16 protein-coding genes are annotated in these 23,520 nt (G+C 48.2%); 8 read left to right on the plus strand and 8 right to left on the minus strand.

All coding sequences use genetic code 11. The annotated features are described in order from the left end of the window. The first annotated feature begins 10 nt into the window (after positions 1-10). The 5 genes from VNK96_06270 to VNK96_06290 all read left to right on the plus strand — a co-directional run bounded on the left by VNK96_06270 (position 11) and on the right by VNK96_06290 (position 9,891). On the plus strand, positions 11-3,682 hold the full coding sequence (locus tag VNK96_06270; protein HWP31310.1) for a HEAT repeat domain-containing protein: 3,672 nt from the start codon (positions 11-13) through the stop codon (positions 3,680-3,682). Next, entirely contained in the window at positions 3,679-4,167 is a 489-nt protein-coding gene (rpiB, locus tag VNK96_06275) for a ribose 5-phosphate isomerase B (GenBank protein ID HWP31311.1), read from the plus strand. The genes VNK96_06270 and rpiB overlap by 4 nt, the downstream gene beginning before the upstream one ends. Before the next feature lie 10 nt (positions 4,168-4,177). Beyond that, the gene (locus VNK96_06280; protein HWP31312.1) at positions 4,178-5,527 is read left to right on the plus strand and encodes a S41 family peptidase; all 1,350 of its coding nucleotides are present in this window, start codon (positions 4,178-4,180) and stop codon (positions 5,525-5,527) included. Next, positions 5,524-6,807 (plus strand): S41 family peptidase, encoded by a 1,284-nt coding sequence (locus VNK96_06285; protein HWP31313.1) that lies wholly within the window; start codon positions 5,524-5,526, stop codon positions 6,805-6,807. Before VNK96_06280 ends, VNK96_06285 begins: the two co-directional genes overlap by 4 nt. Before the next feature lie 417 nt (positions 6,808-7,224). After that, positions 7,225-9,891, plus strand: coding sequence for a discoidin domain-containing protein (locus tag VNK96_06290; protein HWP31314.1), 2,667 nt, complete (start codon positions 7,225-7,227; stop codon positions 9,889-9,891). 251 nt (positions 9,892-10,142) lie between these two features. On the opposite strand, the gene VNK96_06295 is transcribed toward VNK96_06290, so the two are convergent. From VNK96_06295 to VNK96_06310, 4 genes are read right to left on the minus strand one after another with little or no spacing between them, the layout of a single operon-like run. Beyond that, positions 10,143-12,593 (minus strand): N-6 DNA methylase, encoded by a 2,451-nt coding sequence (locus VNK96_06295; GenBank protein HWP31315.1) that lies wholly within the window; start codon positions 12,591-12,593, stop codon positions 10,143-10,145. Continuing rightward, positions 12,559-13,779 carry a hypothetical protein gene (locus VNK96_06300; protein HWP31316.1) on the minus strand — a complete coding sequence of 407 codons (1,221 nt, stop codon included), beginning with the start codon at positions 13,777-13,779 and terminating at the stop codon, positions 12,559-12,561. The genes VNK96_06295 and VNK96_06300 overlap by 35 nt, the downstream gene beginning before the upstream one ends. After that, complete coding sequence (locus VNK96_06305; GenBank protein ID HWP31317.1) at positions 13,780-16,803, minus strand: helicase-related protein; 3,024 nt, start codon at positions 16,801-16,803, stop codon at positions 13,780-13,782. A gap of 41 nt (positions 16,804-16,844) precedes the next feature. Continuing rightward, positions 16,845-17,837 (minus strand): NAD(P)H-dependent glycerol-3-phosphate dehydrogenase, encoded by a 993-nt coding sequence (locus tag VNK96_06310; GenBank protein HWP31318.1) that lies wholly within the window; start codon positions 17,835-17,837, stop codon positions 16,845-16,847. 251 nt (positions 17,838-18,088) lie between these two features. Here VNK96_06310 and VNK96_06315 point away from each other — a divergent pair, with 251 nt between their 5' ends. From VNK96_06315 to VNK96_06325, 3 genes are all read left to right on the plus strand, one after another. Beyond that, positions 18,089-18,346, plus strand: coding sequence for a ferredoxin family protein (locus VNK96_06315; protein ID HWP31319.1), 258 nt, complete (start codon positions 18,089-18,091; stop codon positions 18,344-18,346). A 257-nt stretch (positions 18,347-18,603) separates the two neighbouring features. Further along, complete coding sequence (locus VNK96_06320) at positions 18,604-19,326, plus strand: ribonuclease HII (GenBank protein ID HWP31320.1); 723 nt, start codon at positions 18,604-18,606, stop codon at positions 19,324-19,326. Next, the gene (locus tag VNK96_06325) at positions 19,305-19,652 is read left to right on the plus strand and encodes a YraN family protein (protein ID HWP31321.1); all 348 of its coding nucleotides are present in this window, start codon (positions 19,305-19,307) and stop codon (positions 19,650-19,652) included. The genes VNK96_06320 and VNK96_06325 overlap by 22 nt, the downstream gene beginning before the upstream one ends. Before the next feature lie 6 nt (positions 19,653-19,658). Here the strand turns inward: VNK96_06325 and purN are convergent, their stop codons facing one another. The 4 genes from purN to VNK96_06345 form a co-directional block, all read right to left on the minus strand. Further along, entirely contained in the window at positions 19,659-20,249 is a 591-nt protein-coding gene (gene purN / locus VNK96_06330; protein ID HWP31322.1) for a phosphoribosylglycinamide formyltransferase, read from the minus strand. Between the two features lie 6 nt (positions 20,250-20,255). Then, the gene (locus VNK96_06335) at positions 20,256-20,672 is read right to left on the minus strand and encodes a holo-ACP synthase (protein ID HWP31323.1); all 417 of its coding nucleotides are present in this window, start codon (positions 20,670-20,672) and stop codon (positions 20,256-20,258) included. After that, complete coding sequence (locus tag VNK96_06340) at positions 20,669-22,621, minus strand: heterodisulfide reductase-related iron-sulfur binding cluster (protein HWP31324.1); 1,953 nt, start codon at positions 22,619-22,621, stop codon at positions 20,669-20,671. Before VNK96_06340 ends, VNK96_06335 begins: the two co-directional genes overlap by 4 nt. A 176-nt stretch (positions 22,622-22,797) precedes the next feature. Further along, on the minus strand, positions 22,798-23,337 hold the full coding sequence (locus VNK96_06345) for a CHRD domain-containing protein (protein ID HWP31325.1): 540 nt from the start codon (positions 23,335-23,337) through the stop codon (positions 22,798-22,800). Positions 23,338-23,520: the final 183 nt, after the last annotated feature.

Here is a 23,520-nt window from a genome sequence, read left to right on the forward strand (position 1 = left end):
GAGAACCTCTATGATTGTTTTCTCCATTGCATCGCTCGTAATCGGCTTCACTCGACCATCAGCCCCCCCTCAAGCAGGAGAATGGGTTACTCTCGGTGAAATCACGGTCTTCGGTCAAACCGATCCCGACGGGCGGAAATTGCCCCCCCGTAAAGTCCCCATTCGGTTTCCAGTAAATTTTCTTCCCGCGCCAGACGAAACGATGCCGCATTTAAAGGCTGAAGGATACAATCTCCTCCTCAACGAAGCGGGAAATATAGGAAGAGCCTATCGAGACAAAGGCGGTTGGGAGGAATTCAAAGCGCTTTACCAGGAAGCGCAAAAAAGAATTCAAGAAGGTAAAGCGAATGTTTGGAAATGTAAAGCAGTCGTCTTTAGGAGAACAGACGTGCTTTACAAAAGAGAAGATGGCGTACTCGAGCCTCAGCGAAACTATGTATCCGAATCGGACTTGAATTTTTGTTTGGAAACCTTCGCGCGGTTCAAAGCGTTAGTCGAAGCGTTTACTCGGGGGGCGCTGGAAATGCAAATTACCGTGAGTATCGAAGAGGAGCCGATTACGGGTTATTACGAACGTGACCAAGTTTGGACGCTCGACCCGCGTGAGGCAGGTTACGAGTATCTGCGTGGACGTTTCAATTTCGGCGATTTCGATTGTATTTTATACATGTTCCATCCCGGAACGACGCGTTCCTTCAGTTTCGGCGGCACAGCGGGTCGTACGAATAACGCGACACAAGCCTATGTGATTCTTTCCAACGGAAGGGAATTCGGGAAGCGCATCGGTCACACCGAAGCGATGCTTCACGAATGGTATCACCAAATCGAAGACACGTATTTTCATTATGGTTTCGGAGGGCGAGAATGGTCGTGGCTGCCCTGGCTTCATAACGCATCGCAAAACGGTTATTCCACAGACGAAGTCGGATATTCCGGCTGGTTTTCGTGGCTTCGAGATTTGATGCAGAACAGTGTCACCGAAGAAATGTGGAAGTTATTGAGCAACCGTAAAGAACCAGATTGGAAAAACGCCATCCGCCAGACTCGAAGATGGAAGAATGAAGAATATAAATGGAACGATGTGCGCGATTCGCCTTGGCAAAAACTTCCGTTTCTTACTCCTGAGGATATCGCGAAAAGATTAGGAGCCTCGAAAGTCGAGATTCGAGCAGAGGAATCAGCAGTTCTATTTATCCCAGAAGGGTTCGATGCGAAGACACCGATTCTCAAAGACATCGATTTAGACGATTTCACTTTGAACAACGAATTGCAATTTGCAAAAGAAGCGATGGCTCGAATCGGAAACAACCAGCGCGATTTAATTTTCATTCGTTGGAACGTTGCCGATTTCGTTCTCCGCAATTTGTATAACGAAAACGGTGAAGAACCTAAAGTCTTAGGTTATATCAGCGTGGATGGAAGAGTCATGCTTGTAGCAGAAACGAAACCTCTGCCCGATACTCTATGCGAAACGAACACGCTCGCGTTAGGAAACGAAAGAACAAAAATATTCGTAAAAGCACGCGGAGAATATCTAAAAGGCGAAGAGGCTTCCGTTTCCTTCCGGTCTGGATCGAATGACATACGATATGTCGTAACGGATTGGGAAGGAAAGGTGATTCCTTTCGAAGCAAACGGAAATCTGTCTATAAGTTCATTAGGAGTCGGAACGCATTTTTTGAAAGTTCAGGGAATTCTTTCGAATGGAGAGCGGATAGAGAGGCCGTTCGTTATTCGAGTTATCGAACCGATTCGTGCGAAACTTCAAGACGTGGGAACGAGAAGAATCTCCGGTTCCGATTTCGAATTGAAACTCTTTTTGAAAAACGGAAGCAAGTCGTCTCGCGTAAAGCTCACCCCGATTCTTCCTGATGGATGGAGCATAGAAGGATTTCCGCAAGAGATTTCGTTGGATGCATATGAGCAAAAAGAATTGCGTGCAAAAGGGAAAGTTTCCAGCGAAGTTCGTGATGGCAAAGCCACGATTCGACTCGAGATCACCGCAGACGCTTATCCTGGAAGCGTGAAAACAGAAGAATTAATCCTTTCCCGTGAAACAGGCAAGACCTTGAAACATGACGCTTTCGAAATGGGAACAGAAGGTTGGGATGCGGAAAGAGAAGATTCCGGCGGCTGGACGGTTCGAACGGTAGAGGGGGGGGTACAAGGAAAATGTTTGGAAATAGAAGATTCCGGCGGAGTGCGATGGGGAAGAGTAACCGCATTCGGTTTCTATCGCGCTGGGAAAAGAGATCCCGAAGGAATGGGTTATGAAACATCCTCTTATCCTTATCTCGATTTTTATTTCAAAACCGATTCGGTGCAAAGTCTCGGCTTGGTAGTGACTCTTCACCAAGGTAAGCGCTATGTGATTATGCTAACGGGACCGTATCAGGAGCAGTGGGGCGAAAGTGTTCAATTACCGAGAGCGAAATTCATTCCGAATGGAGAGTGGCAGCGCATCGTTTACCCATTGCACGAAGAATTGACAAAAGTCGCCGGAAAAGGACCACATTACGTAGTAGATATCTCACTCGGAGATACACGCACATTCAGTAGCAATCAATATCGCTCTTCGAATCGTTTCCAACATTATGTTGACGAATTCCGCATCACTCGAGAAGCAGACCTTTCAGCCAATACGACCGTTAACGACCCAGATGCAGAAATCAACAAAGAAGGAGACCCGAATTCTACTAACGCAGACGACAGAGCGCGTGCCTGTGCGAATTTGCCGGAAAATGCCCCCCCTGAACGCATTGCTCAAATTCGCAAACTCATCGAAGATAAATCTCCTTTGGTGCGATTGAATGCCACTGCTGCATTTACTCGTATCAAAGACGCCGATTCGATTCCGATGCTTATACAAAGAGTAAAACTCGACCCCGACCCTGGAGTCGCTCTACAAGCAGTAAAAGCCCTCGCTTTTCAAGATACACCCGAGGCTTGGGAAGCGATAGCCTCTTTTACGAGGCTTCACCGCTACGGCGAAGAACCACTTTCCGAGGCAGCCTTGCAGTTGAGCAAAAAAGGAAACCCCGAATATAGAAAGGACATCTCCATCCTGTTGGCTGCACGCTCATGGAAGACAAGGCGAGATGGAGCGAAAGCGCTGGGAAATTTTCAAGATGAACGCTCGCAAATCGTGCTCATGGCGTTTTTACAGGAGTTGGACCCGATGGTGCGGATTGCCGTAGTACAAGGAGCGAATCCAGATGTTCCCCTTGTCGCAAGAAGGCTGGAATGGGGCAGTGTCAACGACCTTTCGAATGTGGTTCGTGGATATTGTTATGCTCGGCTCACTCGCGCTAAAGACCCGGTGATCAGGTCACGCGGTTATGCGGGTTTAAAAGAAGCCGACCCCGAAATCAGAAGAATAGTTTGCGAAGAAATGGGGAACGACTCGCAAGAACATCATGTTTCTTATTTACAAGAGATGCTCAAAGACCCTAATCCCTATGTGCGTGCCGCCGCTGTGAGTTCGCTTTTCAAAATGCCCGGAGAGCGTAAATACGAGGAAATCAGTGTTTTATCCGAAGAAGAATACGAGCAAGTGCTTTTACCTGTACTTCATGTAGCAAAATCGGGCAAAATCAAACTTCCGGATGAAATGCTCTCCCGCTTATCGGAACATCGTAACGCTGAGGTTCGCACACTCGTAAAGGAGTTAAAAAATTCATGACAATTTTATTAGGTTCTGACCACGCTGGTTTCGCCCTTCGCAGAGTTCTCGCTCAATGGCTGTTCGATCGCGGATATGCAGTATCGGAATTCGGAGCGACCGATGAAAACGCCTTCGATTATCCCGATGCCGCTGCCGCAGTTGCAGAGCGAATCTCTCGAGGCGAAGCGCCTTTCGGTGTTCTCATTTGCGGCACAGGAATCGGAATGGCGATGGCAGCGAATAAGTTTCCAGGTGTTCGAGCCGCGGTATGTTGGGATGTTCGAAGCGCTCGCCTGAGTAGGGAACATAATCACGCAAACATCCTTTGCATGGGGGGGAGGCTGATTTCTGCCGAAGATGCGGTCGCTATTCTCGAAGCATTTTTGAACGAACCGGAAAGCCAAGAACCGCGTCACATTCGCAGGGTAGGGAAAATTAATGCTCTCGGTTGTTCTTCCGAGAAATCGTCAGAGCGAAAGACTGAACTGCAAGAAGCAAAATAAAGATTAGAGAATGAGTAAAAGAAAAGACGTAATATTTGTTTCGCTGACCGTAATCTTCGGACTCCTTGCGGGGTTCGGAGGTCATCGTCTTCGAGAAAACTACGAGCAAGAGCGTCGCAGAGAACTCGGATATTATTACGCGCAAGGAGTAAAAAAAACTACCCTCGATGTCGTTGACGAAGAGTTGATTTCAGGGGGGGAATTTCTCGATCACATTATGGACATCGTTCATGGGATTTATGTAGAGGAAATCAAAGACGAAACCCCTCTCGCCCATGGTGCACTCGATTTCCTGTTTCAAGAACTTCACGATACAGGAAGCCGATTCTACACCCCTAAAGAATGGAAAATTCAACAAGATATTCTAAAAGGTATTTATCGAGGAATCGGAGCAAACGTGATTGTTTTCCATCAAGTAAAAGATAATCAGCCCGAATTTCCCATCGTGGTTGTGAGCGTTCCTATGGACAGCGTTGCGTGGAAGGCAGGTCTTCGCCCGGGAGACGTCATCGAAGAAATCAATGGAAAATGGGTTGCGAGTCGCTGGCTCGTTGCAGATGTGCATGCCGCGCGCATGAAATTGCGAAAAAAACAAATTACGCAAAAACAATTCGACGAGTTATTCTCATGGGTGAAAAATAAAATTGAAAATCTTATCTTGGTACCTCAGGCTTTGCAGCAATTACTCGAACCGACCACAGGCGAGACAAAATTAAAAATACTGCGAAACGGAAAACCGAAACTTATTACGATTCAACGGGATGTGCATCGAGTCGAATTGGTCGAGATCGATGGGAATACGATTCGCATCAGGGGCTTCGATCCCTCCGTCCCTGTTGCGTTGAAAAAATTTCTCGAAGATAAAAAGGAAATCACGATTGACTTGCGGGAAAATGGCGGAGGCTCCTTCGAAAGCATGCAAGCCTGTTTGGAATTACTGATTCCGGAAGGCACGTATGCACAAATAAAACGCGAGCCCGATAAACCGCTCGAGCCTTTGCGAATTGAAAGAGGAGTAGCGCAACCGATAAAGATCGATGTTTACGTTGATGAAGGCACCGCAAGAGAAGCCGAACTCTTTGCCGTCGCTCTGAGAGATCGTGCAAATGCGAAGTGGATAGGTTCATCTACTTTCGGATTAGGTGCGAAAATCGAACGCTTCACGCTTCAAGATGGCAGTGGATATACCTTGACATCCGGCATGCTCTACGACATAGCAGGGAAACCGTTGTATCGCTTACAGAACATCAGCACGAGAAACACACTCGATTTGTTGAAATTGCCCGCAGAAACTAACGGACAAATCCAAACGATAAAAGAACCGACATCGAAGAAGGAAAAACAGGGAGTGGGCAGATGAGCATTTGGGGGCGTTTGTTTCTTATTTTCTCGGTAGCGATTTTATCGTTCATTACCGGTTATTCCTTCCGTGAAATCGTTCGAGGGGAAGGTCCGCATAACTTGGGCACGCTGGCAGAAGCCATAGGATTAAGAAATGAAGAACCGGGAAGCCTAAAACCCTCGACCGCTTTCGTAACGGCTCTCGGAAGAATCGAAGCGGAATTTTATGGAACTCCCGACCGACAAAAACTGATATTCGCCGCGGCGAATGGCATGCTCGCTGCATTGAATGACCCTTACACTCTTTTACTGGAAGCGAAGGAAGCGGAACTCTTCGACGAAAGAAATCGAGGACGATTTACGAATTCGGGGGGGATCGGTGCAGAACTTTCACCTCATGAACTCGGTGCACGCGTGGAACGAGTCTTCAAAAACAGTCCAGCATCGAAAGCGGGGCTTAAACCGAATGACTTGGTTGTCAAAGTCAACGGAGAAGATGTCGCAGGAGACGCTGTAGAAACGATCGTGGAAAGAATTAGAGGGCAAGAAGGAACGAAAGTGCAGATCACGATCTTCCGACCATCCGAGAAGAAAACAAAAACCTTTTCGTTGACAAGACGCAGAGTTTCGATTCAAGACGTTTACGGAGATGTGATTTTTGTGGACAGTAAAAATGGCAAGGTTCCCATCGGATTGATGCAAGTGCGGATGTTTTCGGAAACCATGGTGCGGCAGTTCGATGAAGAATATGATGCTCTCGAAGCGAAAAAAATAAAAGGTTTGATTATTGATTTACGACATAACCCAGGCGGTTTGATGGATTCGGCGGTGGATTTGGCTGGCAGGTTCTTGAGCGGGAAATTAGTCGCTACGATGAAACGCCGAAATAGCGCTCCTGAAACCTATTTTACGAAAAGAAGTTTCGCGCGAAAAAGAGATTATCCGGTGGTGATTTTGGTGGATGACACTACGGCGAGCGCGGCAGAGATATTCGCAGGGGCATTGCAAGATTATAAAGTAGCAACGCTCGTAGGAGAACACACCTTCGGAAAGGCTTCGGTTCAAACCATGGTACCTCTTCGCAATGGTGCCGAATTGAAAATCACGATAGGAAAATATTATCTTCCGAGCAATAAACCCATCGCTCGCGTGGAAGACGAAAACGGTCGTTACGTCAGCGGTGGTATTTGGCCCGATGTTCAAGTAAAACTTTCACCCAACGCTGTACCTGGAGACCAAAAGAGCGATAATCAACTTCAAAAAGCAATCAAAGTCATCTTACAAAAAATCGACGGATAATAAATATTTCCTACGTTTTTCCCTCGTTCCCAAACTCTGTTTGGGAACGCAAAGTCTTCAAGGCATCGTTTGCTATCCTCCCTGTTTTAGGGGGGGCTAAATAGTGTGGAATGTACACTCACAAAAGAATTTTTGTTTACTTTCCCTTAATCCGGTTCCCCTTGCGCAGCAGGGGGAACCTTTAAGGAGGGGGTTTAAATCGAGCCTTACGGCGCTCCTACGTTTTTCCCTCGTTCCCAAACTCTGTTTGGGAACCGCGAAATCTTCTCCCCAACTCACCCAAAGTGAAGCGAAAAAACCGTCAAACAAAGCCCCCCCTCTATCCCAGTCACCGAATGAACGAAAAGTCTATAAGACCTAAGAAAAATCACCCGTGAAGACGAGGATTTTCCCGAACCGATCTCGTATAATCATCGCATGCTTGGGCTCATTTGCTGTCTATCTTTCCTTCAATCCCCTCAAACCATCCTCCTCTATCGAGGGGCGAAGTTGGATTCAGACCCGCAAACACCATACTACGCCTGCCAAGACACGACGCTTTCGCCGGATTTTCCCGAGCGCTCCTTCGCGCAGGGAATCTCCCTACGTGCAACTCCAAGATCTCGAATCCTCATTCGATTCGCTGATTTGGAGCGAGCCATCGGACCTCATAAAACGATTCGTCGAGCGAAATTGGTTTTATTCCCGGATTACATTCAATCACCCGGCGAAATTCGCCTCTTTCGCTTTCGTGGACGTTGGAACGAAGGTCCAGGGATGGGTGACGCAAACGAGAAAACGTCACACGGAGCAACCACATGGAAATACCAGTTCTATTCGGAAAAAGGAAAACCGAAAGAATGGAAAAACGGGGGGGAGAAATACGTAGAGAAAAATCCGAGCGCCAAGGCATCTTACGTGCCACAGCAAAACGAAATCGTAATCGAAGGATTGCAGAAGGACGTTCAAGATTTCTATGAACGATGGTACGAGAATTGGGGGTGGGCGATAGAAGTAACTTCTAATGTCGTTTTGAATTCTTCCGAAGCCCCCCCATCTCTGCGCCCCCGTTTGGAAGTCGAGGTGGTGGATTCTCCGACATCATCGGGCGCAGACCTCAGCGTGATTTACATTTCGAGGTTTCCGGAATACGAAAGATACGACAATCGGGGAGACGCGTATGTGCGTATGAACGTGAATGGTCATGAGTCCGGTGTGATGATGAATCCAGGTAAAGCGGATACGCAAAAATGGCCCAAAGACGGTGAGGAAGTCCGTTATGTCGCCGTCGTGAAAAATGTCGGCGATGCGCCTTCGAATGGATTCGCCTATCAATGGCTCTTCAATGACGAAAAAGTCGCAGAGGGACGCTACGAGCAAAGAATCGAACCCGGAAAAACCGTGGAATTCGAAATCCGCTCGAAATTCCTAAACGATTCGTTCGACCACAGAACGCAGCCTATCCTCTTTCGTGTCACGCCCGATGCGCAAGATGCTTTGAAAGCCAACGATGCATTGGAGATTCAAGCCTGCGCACTGAATATCGGCATTTGGGTAGACGAAGGGTTCTATGAGTCGTTCCGAAAACAAACGAATGGAATCGGTTCGCGCGCTTTCGAAGATTGGATTCAATGGCAGTTCCGAATTTGGAACGACGTTTTCATGACGCACAGCCGTTTCAGTTTCGCGCAAGACGGCTCGCGGGAAAGAATTCGCATTCAGAAAATCGATATCGTGCCGAATGGAACTTTGAAGGGGGGGGCGCATATTCCGAATGACACCCCCACGCTCACGTACGACGGCGAATGGGGCTTCGATTCCTCCTTCGGCGAAGCGGAAAAATACATCCAAGCCGTACGCCGAATTTGCGATAGAGCCTTGCTTCACGAACTCAGTCATCAAATCGGTTTGATCGATTTGTACTGGATGAATGTAGACCCGTCCTTGCCCGATGGAACTCGCGGCAAAGTAAAACTGAAAACGAACGATTTCGTTCTGACCCGTGGACATTTCGATCCCTACGCTGGTCTCATGGGTGGGGGGGATACTCGCAACGACATCCATATCCCCTGGGCATACAGCATTCCGAACGAACCCATAGAAATTCCCGCCCTTCTCAGCCCGGTTTTCGAACCGACTCAACTCTATTCCGCTACCGATGTCGCCGCGCTCAATGCGAATGTGGGATATCGGCGCGGATTTTATGGGGAATTCTTGTATTCCGTTCCCGACGTCGTGATTGTACGATGCTTGGATTATCAAGGAATACCCATTCCGTCAGGGACGCTATCGTTTTATCAAATGAAAAACGGTGTAATTCAGGATGCCCCCCCGGATTTCACGGTGGATATCAAAAATGGAACGGCGTTGCTGCCGAATCGCCCTACTGGACTCGAACAGCCATTTACCACGCTCACAGGGCACACCTTGAAACCCAATCCTTTCGGAAGAATCGATGTGGTGGGGACGAACGGGGTCTTTCTGGTTCGACTGGATTTCGCGGGGCAAACGGAGTGGGCGTTTTTGAAGGTCTGGCAGTTGGCGGATGCATATGCGAGAGGGAACAAACGCGCTTACATTCAGGATTTGCGCTTTGCAGTGTCGCACAGACCGCTGAAAACCGACAATTTGGCGCTGAAGCGAATCGTAATCGATAAGCGAAACAGCCCGCAAAGCGAACTCTCTAAGTTGGTCGATGGCGACGCGAGCACGATTTTCGAATTCGCCCCCCCGCCCCCCGCGACGGGTGGTGTTCCTGGTGACGCCACGCAAGATTGGGTCGAAATCGATTTGGGTAGAGACCGCCCGATTGGAGAGGTGCGCCTCGTCGTCAATGGAGACGCGAATGCCTTTTGGCAGAAATTCGAAATATGGGTCTACACGACCGGGCAAACCGTGAAAGAAGCGCAGTTGTTTTCGCTAGAGGCTTCTTGGTCGTTCGCCTCTGCGTTTCGAAGCGACATCGACCCGAAGAATTTTCGAGTTCGCAGCGTCGCCTACCGCGCCCGCCCATTAACAGTCCGCTATATTCGCCTCACCAACCGCTCTTCTACGGGGGGGCGACTGGCAGAAATAGAAGTGCGAGAGACGGAGGTGGTGAGGTGACCAAGTTGGATAATTATTTATTTCTGTTGCGAAGCCATGCCTCTAGTCGTGGCCCGGTGAGCTCGAAAGTGCCATTCCCATCTCGGACATAGAGCTTGTCATCCAGGTAGACAGCGGTAGGGTTGGGTAATACGTCCACTTGGCATACCGTCTCACCGTTAGCCATGGTGTGGAAAGCGACTTTGATATTTCCGGGAATTACGCCTTGGAAGCGGTCGCGGACGAGCGAGCGAAGTTTGTTTTCGAAGCCGTCAGTTGTGGCTTTCTATATCGAGATCAGGCTTGATGCCGACAATCTCGCCTTTGTCATGAACGCCGATAAGAAGTGTGCCGCCATCGGGCGAGTTTAGGAAGGCACAAATTGATTTGAGTGCCGAATGAAGGACTGCACGTTGTTTTTCCGATAAGACGCGTGCCTTTTGGTCGTTCGGGATGTTTGGGTCGAGGGTTGTCGGGTCCACGTACTCGAGGGACTGCTTGAACTCCAGGTGGTCGCTCTCACCCTGAGAGATAAGTTTTAGAAGGGGATCTGAAGCCCAATAGTCCGGTGGCTTGGAGAGGATGAAGTCGCACCAGGCGAGGTAGTCGGCGTACTTCTCGCGCGCCTCGGCGAGGACGCCCTGCGCTTTAGCGAGCGCAGGGTAGCGGCGGCAGTACCAGAGCGTGACCTCCCGGATGTCGTGCTCGTCGAGACCATACATTTCATAGACCAGGGCGTCGATCTCACGCTGCTCGTGGAGGTGATAAGGATAGTTCGGGACCTTGCGTTGCTGAGCCATGATACTGGCGACAAGTGTAATTAATCGATGTTTGTTGCTATCCTCAATATTCAGATTGACAAGGAGCTCTTTGAACTCGTCAACCTGAAAGTTGACTGTGTGGTCAACGAAGTTCTTAGCGACGAACTTGTTTATGCAGGATGCTAACAAGGCTAGTAGGAATTCTGGAGCGACATTACTGTCCCAAAAGCAACTTGAACCACCAACATCGAACACTGCACCTGACGAAAGCCTGAAATTCGGCGCATAAAACCCTGTGTAAGAGAAGGTGATGCCTTTTCGGAAGTAAAACTCGGAGTTCTGAAAACGAGATGCGATGCGTTCTTCGTCCCCAGGCTTGATCTTTTCTCCCTTCCTTCTCTTAACGTCGGCAACGGTCGCGGTTCTAAGGCGGTGAACGGCGTCGCGCGACCAATCAATGAAGTAGCCTGTGGGAACATAATAATTCGGCAGCCAGCCTTCATCGGCGTCGCTCTCTCCGCCTTTGTCATAAGGGACGAAATGGCGGCCGCCATACTTCGCAGGGTCGACGCCGTTGCGTTTCTCGTCCTCCGATAGGTTTGCGATCTCCTCCTCCGTCAACAGTTTCGACTCGTCGAGAATCTGGTAGTTCCCTCGCACCCCAGGCCGCTTGCGCAGGTAGTATTCGTTGTCACCGGTCTGCAGTCCGACTTTCACGTCTGCGATGTCGCCCAGTTTTTGGAACCGCGGGTCGCTCATCAGCCGGTAAAGTTTGGGCGATGCGATGAAGAACGAGCAGTTCTCGTAAGTGGCGATGAGGGATTGCGGGTAGGTGTAGCGGGCGAAGGTAAGGGTCTGTAGGTCGGGACCGTGGTATGCAATCGCGTTGAGGTTCTTGATGAGCGTATCCCAATCCCCACGTGGAAGTGCCCTCAAGTCAGCAGCGATGACCTGGTGTTCTTCTGTTGGAGCACCCTTCCGAAGTGTGAGAATGCAGGTATTGACAGTCGCATCGAAGACCCAACTCGGAAGGTCGATGAAGTGGCTGACGGTGGTCTGCGTGAGCAACCGTTTCCGCAGAGGCAGATGGCTCCTGATGGTGCGCCACGTGTCTGAGACGATGTAACACAACGTTCCCCCTGGCTTTAGAAGGCGTATACCTTGGGCAATGAAGATGCCATAACTGTCCTTGCTTTGCGCACCTTCGGTTCTGCGGTCGAAGTAATGGTTGCGAACAGAGTCGTCGAGTTTGAGTCCGTACGGCGGGTTAGCCAGCACCACATCGAAGCCACCGCGCCATACTCCGTTTTCATCAATAAAAACTTCAATGAACTCTATAGCCCAATCGAGAGAACCGACCGGAGGTTCGGTCTTAAAAAATGCACGAATCTCATTTTTCGTGCTTGCCATCTCTTTACGCAATTGTGCTTTTTTTTCAGGAGCACAACGTAAATACTCGCTTTTCTCGTTTATGTACTTTTCTATGAATGGCTTTACAAGTGCAAACTGCCCTCTCGTATCCTTCATCAAGTCCGACGGTACGGGAGCAAGTAGACTGTCACCTACCTCAATCTTAACATCGAGGTTTGGTAGAGATACGTCTGCATTAGGGTCGTCTAAAGGGTTGCGAGGGTCATCTATAACCAGTGATAGCCACAGACGAAGCCAGGCGATATTAATTGCGAATGCGTCTATATCTACACCATAAAGGCAGTTTTCGATTATTTTCAGTTTTCGCTCGTAATCATCCCGTGCGGTGTCTCTGTGTGCGGCAGTATCGAGCAGAACCTGCAAAGCGTGAATTTCTTGTAGCATTCCGAGGAGGTATGCACCGCTTCCGCATGCAGGGTCGCATACTTTGATTGCTTCTAATTTATGAATAAGCCGCTGTGCATGGGTAATCTTTATGTTACGTGCGTCTTGCTCGTCAACGAGTTTCGTAAATTTGCTTATTCCACTCATCTGGTGAGAGATCTGAAGGACATGCATCTTGCAAATAGCCTTTAAGCGCTTCTTTGCACATAAACGACACAATCGGACGCGGTGTGTAATATGAACCTACTTCATGCCGACCTATAACGAGTTCCTCGAATATCTTTCCGAGCATTTCAGGATCGAGGGCGACTTCTACATCTAATGGTGTGCTTTCTGTAACAGTGAAGGTGTAACGTTTGAATAAATCGAATATGATTGGAAATGCCTCATCAGGAACATAGACATCAGCTCTGTCAAGTACCGGGTCAGCTTCAAACAAGCCGCCATTCAAGAACGGTATTTTGCCAATCAGTTTTTCTAAATATTTTCTTGCACCGCCTGCATGATTTTTCGAATTCAGCCCACTAAAGAATAACAGTCGGAGCCGATCATAAAATCTTTTTTCATGATAATTCTTCTCATTATAGGGAACGAATTCTTCATGTAGTTTGAATAAGTAATCTTTACGCTCTTTATTGAACTCAAGCCAACCTTTCTCTTGAAGAAAACATAGAAACATAAGGCGGTTGAAAAGCGATTGTGTAAAGCGTCTTGCGTTATCCGTTTCCAGCCCGACAACCATTTTCTCAACCTGTTCGAAAACTTTTCTGTAATCGGAGAAAAATTCCTTAGTGAGGCGCTCAGCATCCCAAGCTCTTTCCCAGTTCTCTTGGTTATCCCATCTCAGTTCCGGAAGGTTTCGGGTGAGTGCTGTCCGTGCTCGATGCGGGTCACTCCACCCAAAACAGTGTAACTTCGCATTCGCAAGGTTCTCTCCTCGAAAATAGCCAAGCGTCCAGCCATCGCGGTGTTTACATATGAACAGGATGTTGTCGTGTGGCCACACGGGATTCGCGTGTTCTTTTCGCGCTTCCTCTGCGACTTTGTGGAGAATTTTGCGAAGGTCCGAGCGACGTAGTTGATTGTCGCCGAAATCCACTAAAAAAATGCCCCACTGCTGCCATTCGTCCAGCTTTTGGACTGCCGCGAGAGCGGTCACGCCGGGTATGTCGCTCTGAGGGATGCCGTAGAGATGTGCGACGTCTTTGAATGTTGGCCAGTCCGGTCGAGGCCAGTTTAGTTTTTCGTGAAAAAGCCGAGCGAGGTCATCGAATGACGAAACGCCTGCGAGGTCCTCTGCTGTGATGGCAATTTCTTCTGATACTCTTGGCAATTACCCTACCTCCATCCAGCAAATCAGTTCTGTTTTCAAATTCGATGGGAGTTGCATAATAAATTTATCACGACTCACCCCTTCTTCTTCTACAATTTTTCGAATGCGTGTTCGTTCTTCTCGCGGCAGTTGCACGATTCTCGATTCGTCTGGCAGCGATTCGATCGCATTATGAATTTCTTTTTTGTCTTCAATGAGTTTGTCATTTTCTAAATCCCAGAAATACCATCGAACGCGCCAGTCGTATTCATTTTCTGCGATTGTGCCGTCTGGCAGGCTTTTCGGAATTTTAAAGCGATAAGCAAAGAACACGCCTTTGGGTTTCCCTTTCTTTCCGGAGTAGATTCGATTCGGAAATTGTTTTGTTTTCTCCCATTCTAAATTATAATCACGTTCTAATTCGGCTGCTATCAAGCGAAGTTCGTCATCGACGGTAAGTTTTCCTTCGCCATGTTCCATCCAGAGGTCGATTGTATGCACGTAGTCATCCGGTGTTAAGACAGGTGATTCGAGTCCAAGCACCATCGTAATAATTTTGAGTCTGTCTTGCAAGCGTCTTGCGAGGGATATCAATTTTTCCAGTTCGCGGGGGGGTAAGAAGTTAAAAATCCAAGCCTTATCATGCACGAGTTTCGAAGCGTCCATTCTGCGGTCTATGCGCCCGATTCGCTGCATGAGGCGAACAGGATTCCAGTGAAGGTCATAATTGACAACAATGTTCGCATCTTGTAGGTTGAGGCCTTCGCTCAAGACGTCTGTAGAGATGAGAATTTGCAAAGGATGTTTGAGGTATTCTTCGAGTTCTTCTTGAGAACAGTTGTAATACGGTGCGAATCGTTTGATGATTTGCGACCGGTTGTTTACATTCCTTCCACTGTCTACTTCGATGATTCGTTGCTTCATATCCGGGAGGCGTTTTTTGAGTTCTCGCTCTAAATATCTTGCGGTGTCTTTGAATTCCGTGAAGATGATAAATTTGTTTTCTCGAAGAAGCGGGTTATTTAGAATTTCCTTGATGAGAGCGAGGAGTTTGTCGTCGTTATCGGGAGAGAGGTTGCTATAAATTCCACGCAAATTTTGACAGAGTATGTCCATATCCTCGAGTATTTGTTTGAACCATTCGCCTCGGTTTGCACCGAAGGCGTCTACGGCTTTTTTGAGTTCTTCTAATTCTTGCTCGCGTCTTTCGGTAAGAGGCGGTAATTCATTTTCTTCTTCGTCTTCTTTGTCTTCCTCAGATGCGTAGCGTTCCCTCCTATGGTTTATGACAGCAGCGACGATGTCTTCTTGCGCTCCACGCCATGCTTTATAGGCATCTTCGTCGAGATATTCTAATGCTTGCACGTGTTTGAGAAGGAGGTCTTCCAAACTGGCTTCGAAAGCTTTGTAGGAACTTTCGAGCCGTTTTAGAAGTGTTGTACGAATAAGTCCTACGATGTTCGATTGCTTTTGCAGGGTTTCTTTGCTTTGTTGTGTCTTGAATCGCTCTGTTTCATATAGGGCTAAATGAAGGGAACCTTTATCCGTTTCCGCTGCCTTCATGAATTCAGGCAAGAGTTGTGCATATACTTTGTAGAGAGAATATTCAATGAGACGGGGGGGCTGACGTTTCGGGAATATCGTTCTTGCATCTTGGGCTTTTTCCAATTCTTTTACGAACTTTCGCGAGCGCAACACGAGAACGTTTCGCAGGAATTCCTCGTGCTCTATGAATCCATCAGGAGTTGTTTTCTCATTTAGGATTTTCGCTTCGCAGGCTCGGAACCAATCGCGCAATCTCGGAACACCTAGTGTTTCGAAGCGTCTTTGGTTATCCTGCACGAAATATTGCATGAGCCAGTAAAGATCGAAGATCGAGTTGTTAATAGGGGTAGCAGTTAACAAATAAATTTCCTTATCTTTTGCAAGTTTGCGCAATCGTCTACTTCGGTTTCTGAATGGCACGCGAAAATGGTGCGCTTCGTCTACCACGATCGTTTGGAATGCAGCGCGATACGCCTCGATGTGCTCCTCTTTGATCCCTCCTTCTCGACCTAGGTCGGTGTGGGGAATGAGAACGATATTACGAGGGAGATTTTTATCAGAATGATAATCATTCGGGAAATATTGTTGCAAAATCGGTTCCCACAGCGAATCCTGAGTGCTTTTAGGTACAAGGACCATCACCCGTTTGCCATCTTTGAGTGCGCGTTCGATGAGGGCGAGTGCAACATAGGTTTTACCGAGCCCCACTCCATCACAAAGAAGTGCACCCCCCCATGTACTCGCTATTTTTCTAAGCGTATGGTATGCGTCTCGTTGATAAGTGGCAAGAATATGATAAACACGACTCTCACTCGTTTCCCAGGTAGTTTCAGGAGGAGCTTGGCCAAAGAAATACTCCCTCATCGCTTGAAGATATATTTCGAACGGGGAATATAAGCGAATGTGAGGTTCTATAATCTTAAGAAGTTCTGGTTTAATATCCTCAGCCTCTTCCCAAGCTTTTTGGAACCATTGTTCGAGTTCTTTGAGTTGCGCATTATCGCTCGTAAAGAGGTTGAGCTCTAAGTTTTCTGTAAGTCCTTTTCGGGTAAAGTTGCTGGAACCGATAATTCCATGATTCACCACCCCCCCGGTTTTGAAGTGAAGGGCTTTAGCATGAAATTTAGCGCGGGTATAGACTCTTGCGTCTATGGTTCCATTTTGCAATGCGGCTTTGATGGCTTCCAATCCGTCCAAAGTTTTCCAGTCGTCTTCTTCTTTGGCTTGCTCGATTCCATTAAGATCTCTTTCCTTTAATGCTTGTACGATAACTTCTTTCGTTTTTCTGGTTACCTCGTCCCCCATGAGTAAGCGAATAGAATTGAGCTTTTGCCAATCACCGTCTAATGCAAGCATTGCTCCCAGTTCAAGATAACCAGTCGCGAGATCTAATGCAATAGATTCGCGCATTAGCCTGCGAACCGCTTCCAGCATTTGGTTGCCAGCGCGGTTGTCTATAAGCGTTTGAAGAGTCTCAAGTAACCCTTGTTCTATCTGCATCTCCCTTCACATTCTACAGTACTTTATATTCGATGAAGCATTCACTCGCACCTTGCGGGGCGGTGCATGAGTTGGACGACGGCTTCTTGGGGTTTCACCTCTTCCATCAACACGCGATGCACCATCTCCATCAATGGAATCTCCACGCCGATTTTGTGCGCCAATTTCACTACGGCTTCGCTCGTCGGTACGCCTTCCGCGGTTTGACCTACTTCCAATAGCGCTTGGTCGAGGGTTTTGAATTCTCCCAAGCAATATCCGATACGATAATTCCTGCTGAGTTTGCTCGCCGCGGTGGCGAATAAATCTCCTGCGCCGCTGATTCCTAAAAACGTCATGAGTTCTGCACCGAGAGAAGTTCCGAGAAGCGCCATTTCCCTTAATCCACGCGCGAGAATCGCTCCTTTCGTGTTGTCTCCGAAACCGAGCGCATCGCTCATGCCAGCGGCAATCGCTAAAACGTTTTTGAGCGCCCCCCCCAGTTCTACGCCGATCGTGTCTTTACTGAAATACACGCGCAGATAAGGGTTTACGAATTTTTTTCCGATCTTTTCAGCGAGAGCGAGGTCATTGGAAGCGACGACAGTCGCGGTGGGGATACCTTTTGCGATTTCGATCGCGAGATTGGGACCGCTCATGACACAAAATCGTGCGTCAGGACGTTCTTGTAAGAGAACTTCGCTGAGACGAAAACCGGTTTCCGGCTCGAGACCTTTTGCGGCTATCAGAATCGTCGTTTTTTTGAGAGGGAGTTTGCGTATAGTTTCTCGAACGGCTTGTGCGGGAACGGCAATCACCCATAGTTCCGCGCTTTCCGGGATTACATGTGTGGGATAGAGATTGTCGGGAAGTTTGAAACCCGGCAAATAGCGCTCGTTCTCTCTTCTTTCGCTTATTTCGGTTAGCAGTTCCTCATCACGCCCCCAAAGAAAGACTCGATGTTTGTTTCTGGCAAGAATGAGGGCGAGGGCTGTTCCCCAAGAGCCTGCTCCTAACACCACGTTTTCCGGAGGACGAACCACGCTGGAAATCATACTACGGATGTTGCTCGCTTTATGCGGATTACCCTCCCCGCAGAGTCCTCTGATTCCATTCTAAGCAATGAGGTTTTGGTTCGTGGCTTATTCCTTCCGTAAAGTTCCCCCTATTAAAAGGGGGAATCGGGTGAGTCGTTTAGGCTGTTTGCGTGGTTTTATTTTGCTATGCGCTGCGAAAACTCCATGCGGTATGATCGCGAATGGGTAATATTGTTTAGCGACGCTAAAGATTACCGAGACGATTTAAGATGCCCTACGTTATTACAGAACCGTGCATTGGAGTGAAGGACAAATCGTGTGTAACCGTTTGTCCGGTGGATTGTATTTACGAAGACGAGAAGATGCTTTATATCAACCCGGACGAGTGCATCGATTGCGGGTTGTGCGAGCCGGAATGCCCCGTTACTGCGATTTTCGTGGATACAGACGTTCCCGTGCAATGGAAGGACTACATCGAACTCAACGCGGTGAAGGGGCGCGAGTTGTCGCAGAAGAAGGCTGGTTGATTTCATAGGGGGGGGGATCTAAAACCCTTCCTCGAAGAGTTCCCCTGTAAACAGAGGTAACTTGTTTTAAGTCGCGCCTTACGGCGCTCCTACAATTTTTTTGCGAAAATAATTTTTAAACATCGCGCCATACGGCGCTCCTACGGTTTTGTTTGCCACACGGTTCGCAGAGGGGAGAACTCGGAGCAAAAGGTGTCTCTACATTTATGGAGTATCTTTAAAAAGCATCGCGCCTGGCGTGCATACGAAAGGGAATCATGGCGTTGGCGAGGAAAGCGAACTGGGTCGGGATAGACGAAGTCGGACGTGGACCATTAGCAGGTCCCGTCGTTGCGGCGGCTGTGCTCATACCGGAAGGGGTTAGGCTTAGAGGCGTAAGAGATTCGAAAATCGTTCCGAAGAACGAGCGGGAGGAACTCGCAGAACTCATCAAAGAGAAATGCTTTTATGCGTATGGTGTCGCAAGCGTGGAAGAGATCGACAAGTTGAACATATTGCGAGCGAGTCTACTTGCAATGCAGAGGGCTTTTTTAGAGTTGTTGGAGAAATACGATTGGATAAAAGAGGATGTTAGGATTTCTTTTCGAGAGGATAAGGATATTTCATTAATAAGCGAGAGAGGGGTCGAATTTAATATGGGTGAAGAGAAACTAAGGAATGTGCAAGGGGTTTTAATAGACGGAAAATACGTTTTTTCGCTTCCTGAGGATATGAATGTCGCTTGTAAAGCAGTAGTAGACGGAGATGCGAAAATTCTTCCGATTGCCGCAGCGAGCATTGTTGCGAAAACATATCGCGATGAGATTATGAAGGAATTATCTTTCGAGCATGCTGTGTATGGTTTCGAGAAGAATTTCGGATATGCGACACGCCAGCATTTGGAAGCGCTGGAAAATTACGGTCCTTGTTCTGCCCATCGGCAAAGTTTTATGCGCGTGCGTGAAGTAATCTATCAAAAGTGTCTGAAGTTCGAAAATTAGGCAGAGAAGCGGAGAGCATAGCCGCCGATTATCTTGTGCGACATGGATACACGATAGTTACGAGGAATTATCATGCGCGGAGTGCGGAAATAGATTTGGTTTGCATGGATGGCGATACGCTCGTTTTCGTGGAGGTTCGGTCGCTTAGTAAAGTCACAATAGTTTCGCCGGAAGAGACCGTGAATCCAAACAAACAGCGGAAGTTAACCGAAGCGGCGTCGCATTATCTTTCCGAAGTGGTGGGGAAGGAGATTCCGGTCCGTTTCGATGTGGTGACGATTGTAGGGAGGAGTGTCCGGCATTATAAGGATGCTTTCAGGCCTTGATTATTTTTAGTCATCGTGTCTTTCGATCCAGAGATTAATGGCTTCTACGTAGCATTCGTGTTCTAAGGGAAGGATACGTTCGGCGAGAGTTTGAGGAGTGTCTTCGGGATAGACGGGGCATTTTTTTTGCAAGAGGATCTCCCCTTCGTCGTATTCTTCCGTAACGTAATGTACCGAACAGCCGGATTCTTTCTCGCCGGATGCGATTACTGCTTCGTGGACTTTCATTCCATACATTCCTTTTCCGCCGAATTTTGGAAGAAGTGCGGGATGGATGTTCAGAATTCGTCCCGGCATCGCTTGCACGATTTCTTTAGGAAGCAGTCGCATGTAACCTGCTAAACACAACAACTCGATTCGCATGCAATGAATGAGTGATAGAAACTGAACAGCGAAATCGGGCTCGTCAGGATTGACGAGGATGACTTCCGTACCGAGAGCATGTGCATTTTGAACTGCTGGCGTATTGTCTTTCGGCGAGAAAACTGCAACGACTTCACCCGGAATGCGACCAGATTGGCAGGCTTCGATAATCGCTCGCATATTCGAGCCTCTACCTTTCGTTCCGACGAGGATGCCGATGCGAGTTTTTTTCATCGTTCTTCATTCTTCCCAGATGGCTATGGCTGCGGCAATGCCGCGTTCGTGGGAGATAGAAATTTTTATTGCCCCCCCTATGCTCGCCGCTTTGTCAGTGAGATGAACGACTGGTTGGCCTGTTTCATCGGCGAGGATTTCGACATCATGCCAGCGGAGTTTTTTATTGATGGCTTTTGCTATCGCTTCTTTTGCTGCCCATCTTCCTGCGACGAAAGAAGGTTTCAATTCTGCCCCTGTAAACGAGGGGGGGCTTTTCGAATCGTTCCCTGAAAGTTCTGCCTGTTTTATAGGGGGAATAGATTTGTTTAAAAACGAAGAGATCTCCCTTTCGGTTAGAATGCGTTTGGTGAAACGCGGATTGCGCATGGTGTTTTCGATGCGTTTCACTTCGACGACGTCTATCCCGATACCTCGAATCACTGGTTCGCCTCGTGCAAGATTTCTGCGATGTCTACTAATCGAACTCCGTTTTCTAATCCCGCTTGCGTAAAACTGGCATCGAGCATGATTTTACAAAACGGACAAGCCAATGCGACAGTCGAAGCACCTGTAGTGGCAAGTTCTTTCGCCCGATTCACACCTGGACGTTGCTCGGGGGGTTCTTCCATCCACATTCTTCCCCCCCCTGCCCCGCAGCACAGGGTTTTGTCTCCGAAATTCGTAGGTTCGACTACTTTATCCTTGCCTCCGAGAAGGCGACGAGGTGCTTCACTTTCTCGATTCGTTCTCGCCAAATAACAAGGGTCGTGTAGAGTTACTTCGCCTTTTTCGAAATGTGGAGGTTGTAAGTTTCCTTCCTCGAGGAGTTTGCTCAGGAATTGAGAGTGATGCAGCACTTCGTATGACCCGCCGAATTCTGGATATTCGTTTTTGATGGTGTTGAAACAATGAGGGCAGGAAGTAACGATGGTTATCACGCCGTATTGTTCGAAGGTACGCACGTTTTGTTCGGCGAGTTGTTGAAAGAGAAACTCATCCCCTACTCTACGCGCCGGGTCGCCCGTGCATTTTTCCTCTTTTCCCAAGCAAGCGAAGCGTACACCTGCTTTTTTCAAAAGGGAAGCGACCGCTTTCGTGGTTTTCAGTGCACCTGGGTCTGTAGCCCCCGCGCAACCTACCCAAAATAAAACGTCGAAAGGTTCTCCTTTTGTGATTAAATCTCGCGCTAAAGGGATGTTTTCGTTTTCCATCCATTTTTCTCGTTCCGTAGCCGAGCCCCCCCAAGCATGGTCGGTAGATTGCACCTGTCGCAGCATATTCGCTGCTGTTCCGGAGAGTCTTCCTTCTGAGACGAGCCAGCGACGAGCATCTACAATCAAATCTACGTGTCGAATCAACACGGGGCAGACATCGACGCAAGCGTTGCAAGTCGTGCAAGCCCATAAGGCTTCTTCCGTAACGGCATCTGCGATTTTGCTGTCTTTTTCCATCGCCGCTCGGACGTCCAATACCACTTGTTTCGGATTGAGAGTTTTACCGACATTCCAAGCGGGACAAACTTCTGTGCATCTTCCGCATTCCATGCATGCATCGAGAGACATGAGATGCCAACGGGAGTAATCCGCCGCCGTTTCTGCACCGATTTTTCCCGTTTTTTCGATGTCTTCGAATCGAACAGTTTTGAGTCTTCCGATGGAGGTGTTGCTGTCAGAGCCAGCAGTGCTGAGTAGCGCGTAAAACAGATGACGCAATCTGAGCTTCGGGATGACAGCGATAAAAAAGGCGACGAGCAGAGCATGAAACCACCATAGAAAGAGATAGGAAGCAGGCGTGATGTCAGGAATGATTTTAGAGAGAAGAAAACCGACCGGCGCAGAGGTGTCGAACGGTTTGGGGACGACATTCATTCGTGCCGCCTCGACGATATAACCGGTGATCGTGATAATCAATAAGAGATAAATCGTGTAGTAATCCGTGATTTCTGAGGTTAGCGTACGGGGGGGATTGTATTTTCGTCGAATCCATGCCCAAATTAATCCAGCGATAAGAGCGAGCCCCATCACGTCGAGCACGAATTCGTAGGTCAGATAGTATGCACCTTTGTGGAATTTCCACGGAGAATAAGTGTTGATGGCCAAAAGCGTAGTTCCGATGAAGAGTGTGAGAAACCCGTAGAAAATGAGCAAATGGAGAGGGCTTCCACTCGTTTTGCGAGAGTGCCTAACTTTTTTCTGCCCGAGAAAGAATATGAGAAAGTTTTTGAAATAGGGTGGTTTCCACCGAATCGGTCTGCCTTTTTTCCAAAGGAGAATCCTTCGATAAACTTGCCAGGCAAAAATCCCGACAGCGGCGAACATGAGGACATAAAAAAGAATGATTTGCCAGACATCCATGAAGAGGAATTCGGTGCGGGTCGGCGTTTCTGGCATAGGTCATAGATTATGCTGAAATTGGTCGTGTTTGCTTCTAGTTACGTGGAATTTTGCTTCTCGTTATTTCCCGAGGGTCGGGATGTTCTCATTGCCTTTACTTGATTGTAGACAAGGAAAAAGAGCGGCCACACGATTCGTGTAGCCGCTTTGGGAGTGCTGAAAAAAGAAGGAGCCTACCGGTTCCTTCTACGGGCAGCGAGTATTCCTAAGCCCGCACTCAGAATCACCAGGGTAGCCGGTTCAGGAACGAGGTTGATTTGACCGCGAATTTCACCGCCTCCGAATTTGAAGGTGTGAACATTGATGTAGGTATTCCCTGCGAACAGGTCATCTTCACGGTCTTCGGGGAGGATAAGGGACCCGGCTTGGGTGTATTCGAAGACGCCAAACATCCCAGACCACGAACCTGCGCCACCACCGAGGAAGTCAACGATGATAGGACCATTGCTTCCAAATGGAGCAGCATGGATGTGTGTACCGACGATTTCGGTCGTAGAGTTTGCTGTCAGAGAGATGACATCGAGGAAAATCACATCGATAGCATTCGTGGCGTCGTCATAGTTGAATGCGAATACGCCTTTCCCTGGGGAATCTGTCGGAGGTACTTCTTGGTCACCGCTGAGGAAGGCTTGGAACAACCACGTAGCTGCCGATGCCTGGAGGGTTAGGGCACAGGTAAGTCCTGCAAGGATCGCTAATTTAGATATGCGCATTTTTTTACTCCTCTCTGAATGACATGTCATTTAGGCTCGCCTTCGAGCCTTACTACCTCTTAACGTGGGCTTTTAGGGCTTGGATCCATGGTTTTTTGGGTTTTATGATGGAGGAAGCCTAAGAGTGCGTCTCCACTGTAGCAGAAGGCTAGTCCTTCGTCTTCGATACCCTCAGCAAAGAGG

Source organism: Fimbriimonadales bacterium (assembly GCA_035559795.1).
Classification (GTDB): domain Bacteria; phylum Armatimonadota; class Fimbriimonadia; order Fimbriimonadales; family ATM1; genus DATMAR01.

Bases quoted from the DNA above. Each gene is read 5' to 3' on its own strand.
- VNK96_06270 (HWP31310.1), top strand. From the start codon at position 11: ATGATTGTTTTCTCCATTGCATCGCTCGTAATCGGCTTCACTCGACCA.
- rpiB (HWP31311.1), top strand. From the start codon at position 3,679: ATGACAATTTTATTAGGTTCTGACCACGCTGGTTTCGCCCTTCGCAGA.
- VNK96_06280 (HWP31312.1), top strand. From the start codon at position 4,178: ATGAGTAAAAGAAAAGACGTAATATTTGTTTCGCTGACCGTAATCTTC.
- VNK96_06285 (HWP31313.1), top strand. From the start codon at position 5,524: ATGAGCATTTGGGGGCGTTTGTTTCTTATTTTCTCGGTAGCGATTTTA.
- VNK96_06290 (HWP31314.1), top strand. From the start codon at position 7,225: ATGCTTGGGCTCATTTGCTGTCTATCTTTCCTTCAATCCCCTCAAACC.
- VNK96_06295 (HWP31315.1), bottom strand. From the start codon at position 12,593: ATGAGTGGAATAAGCAAATTTACGAAACTCGTTGACGAGCAAGACGCA.
- VNK96_06305 (HWP31317.1), bottom strand. From the start codon at position 16,803: ATGCAGATAGAACAAGGGTTACTTGAGACTCTTCAAACGCTTATAGAC.
- VNK96_06310 (HWP31318.1), bottom strand. From the start codon at position 17,837: ATGATTTCCAGCGTGGTTCGTCCTCCGGAAAACGTGGTGTTAGGAGCA.
- VNK96_06315 (HWP31319.1), top strand. From the start codon at position 18,089: ATGCCCTACGTTATTACAGAACCGTGCATTGGAGTGAAGGACAAATCG.
- VNK96_06320 (HWP31320.1), top strand. From the start codon at position 18,604: ATGGCGTTGGCGAGGAAAGCGAACTGGGTCGGGATAGACGAAGTCGGA.
- purN (HWP31322.1), bottom strand. From the start codon at position 20,249: ATGAAAAAAACTCGCATCGGCATCCTCGTCGGAACGAAAGGTAGAGGC.
- VNK96_06340 (HWP31324.1), bottom strand. From the start codon at position 22,621: ATGCCAGAAACGCCGACCCGCACCGAATTCCTCTTCATGGATGTCTGG.
- VNK96_06345 (HWP31325.1), bottom strand. From the start codon at position 23,337: ATGCGCATATCTAAATTAGCGATCCTTGCAGGACTTACCTGTGCCCTA.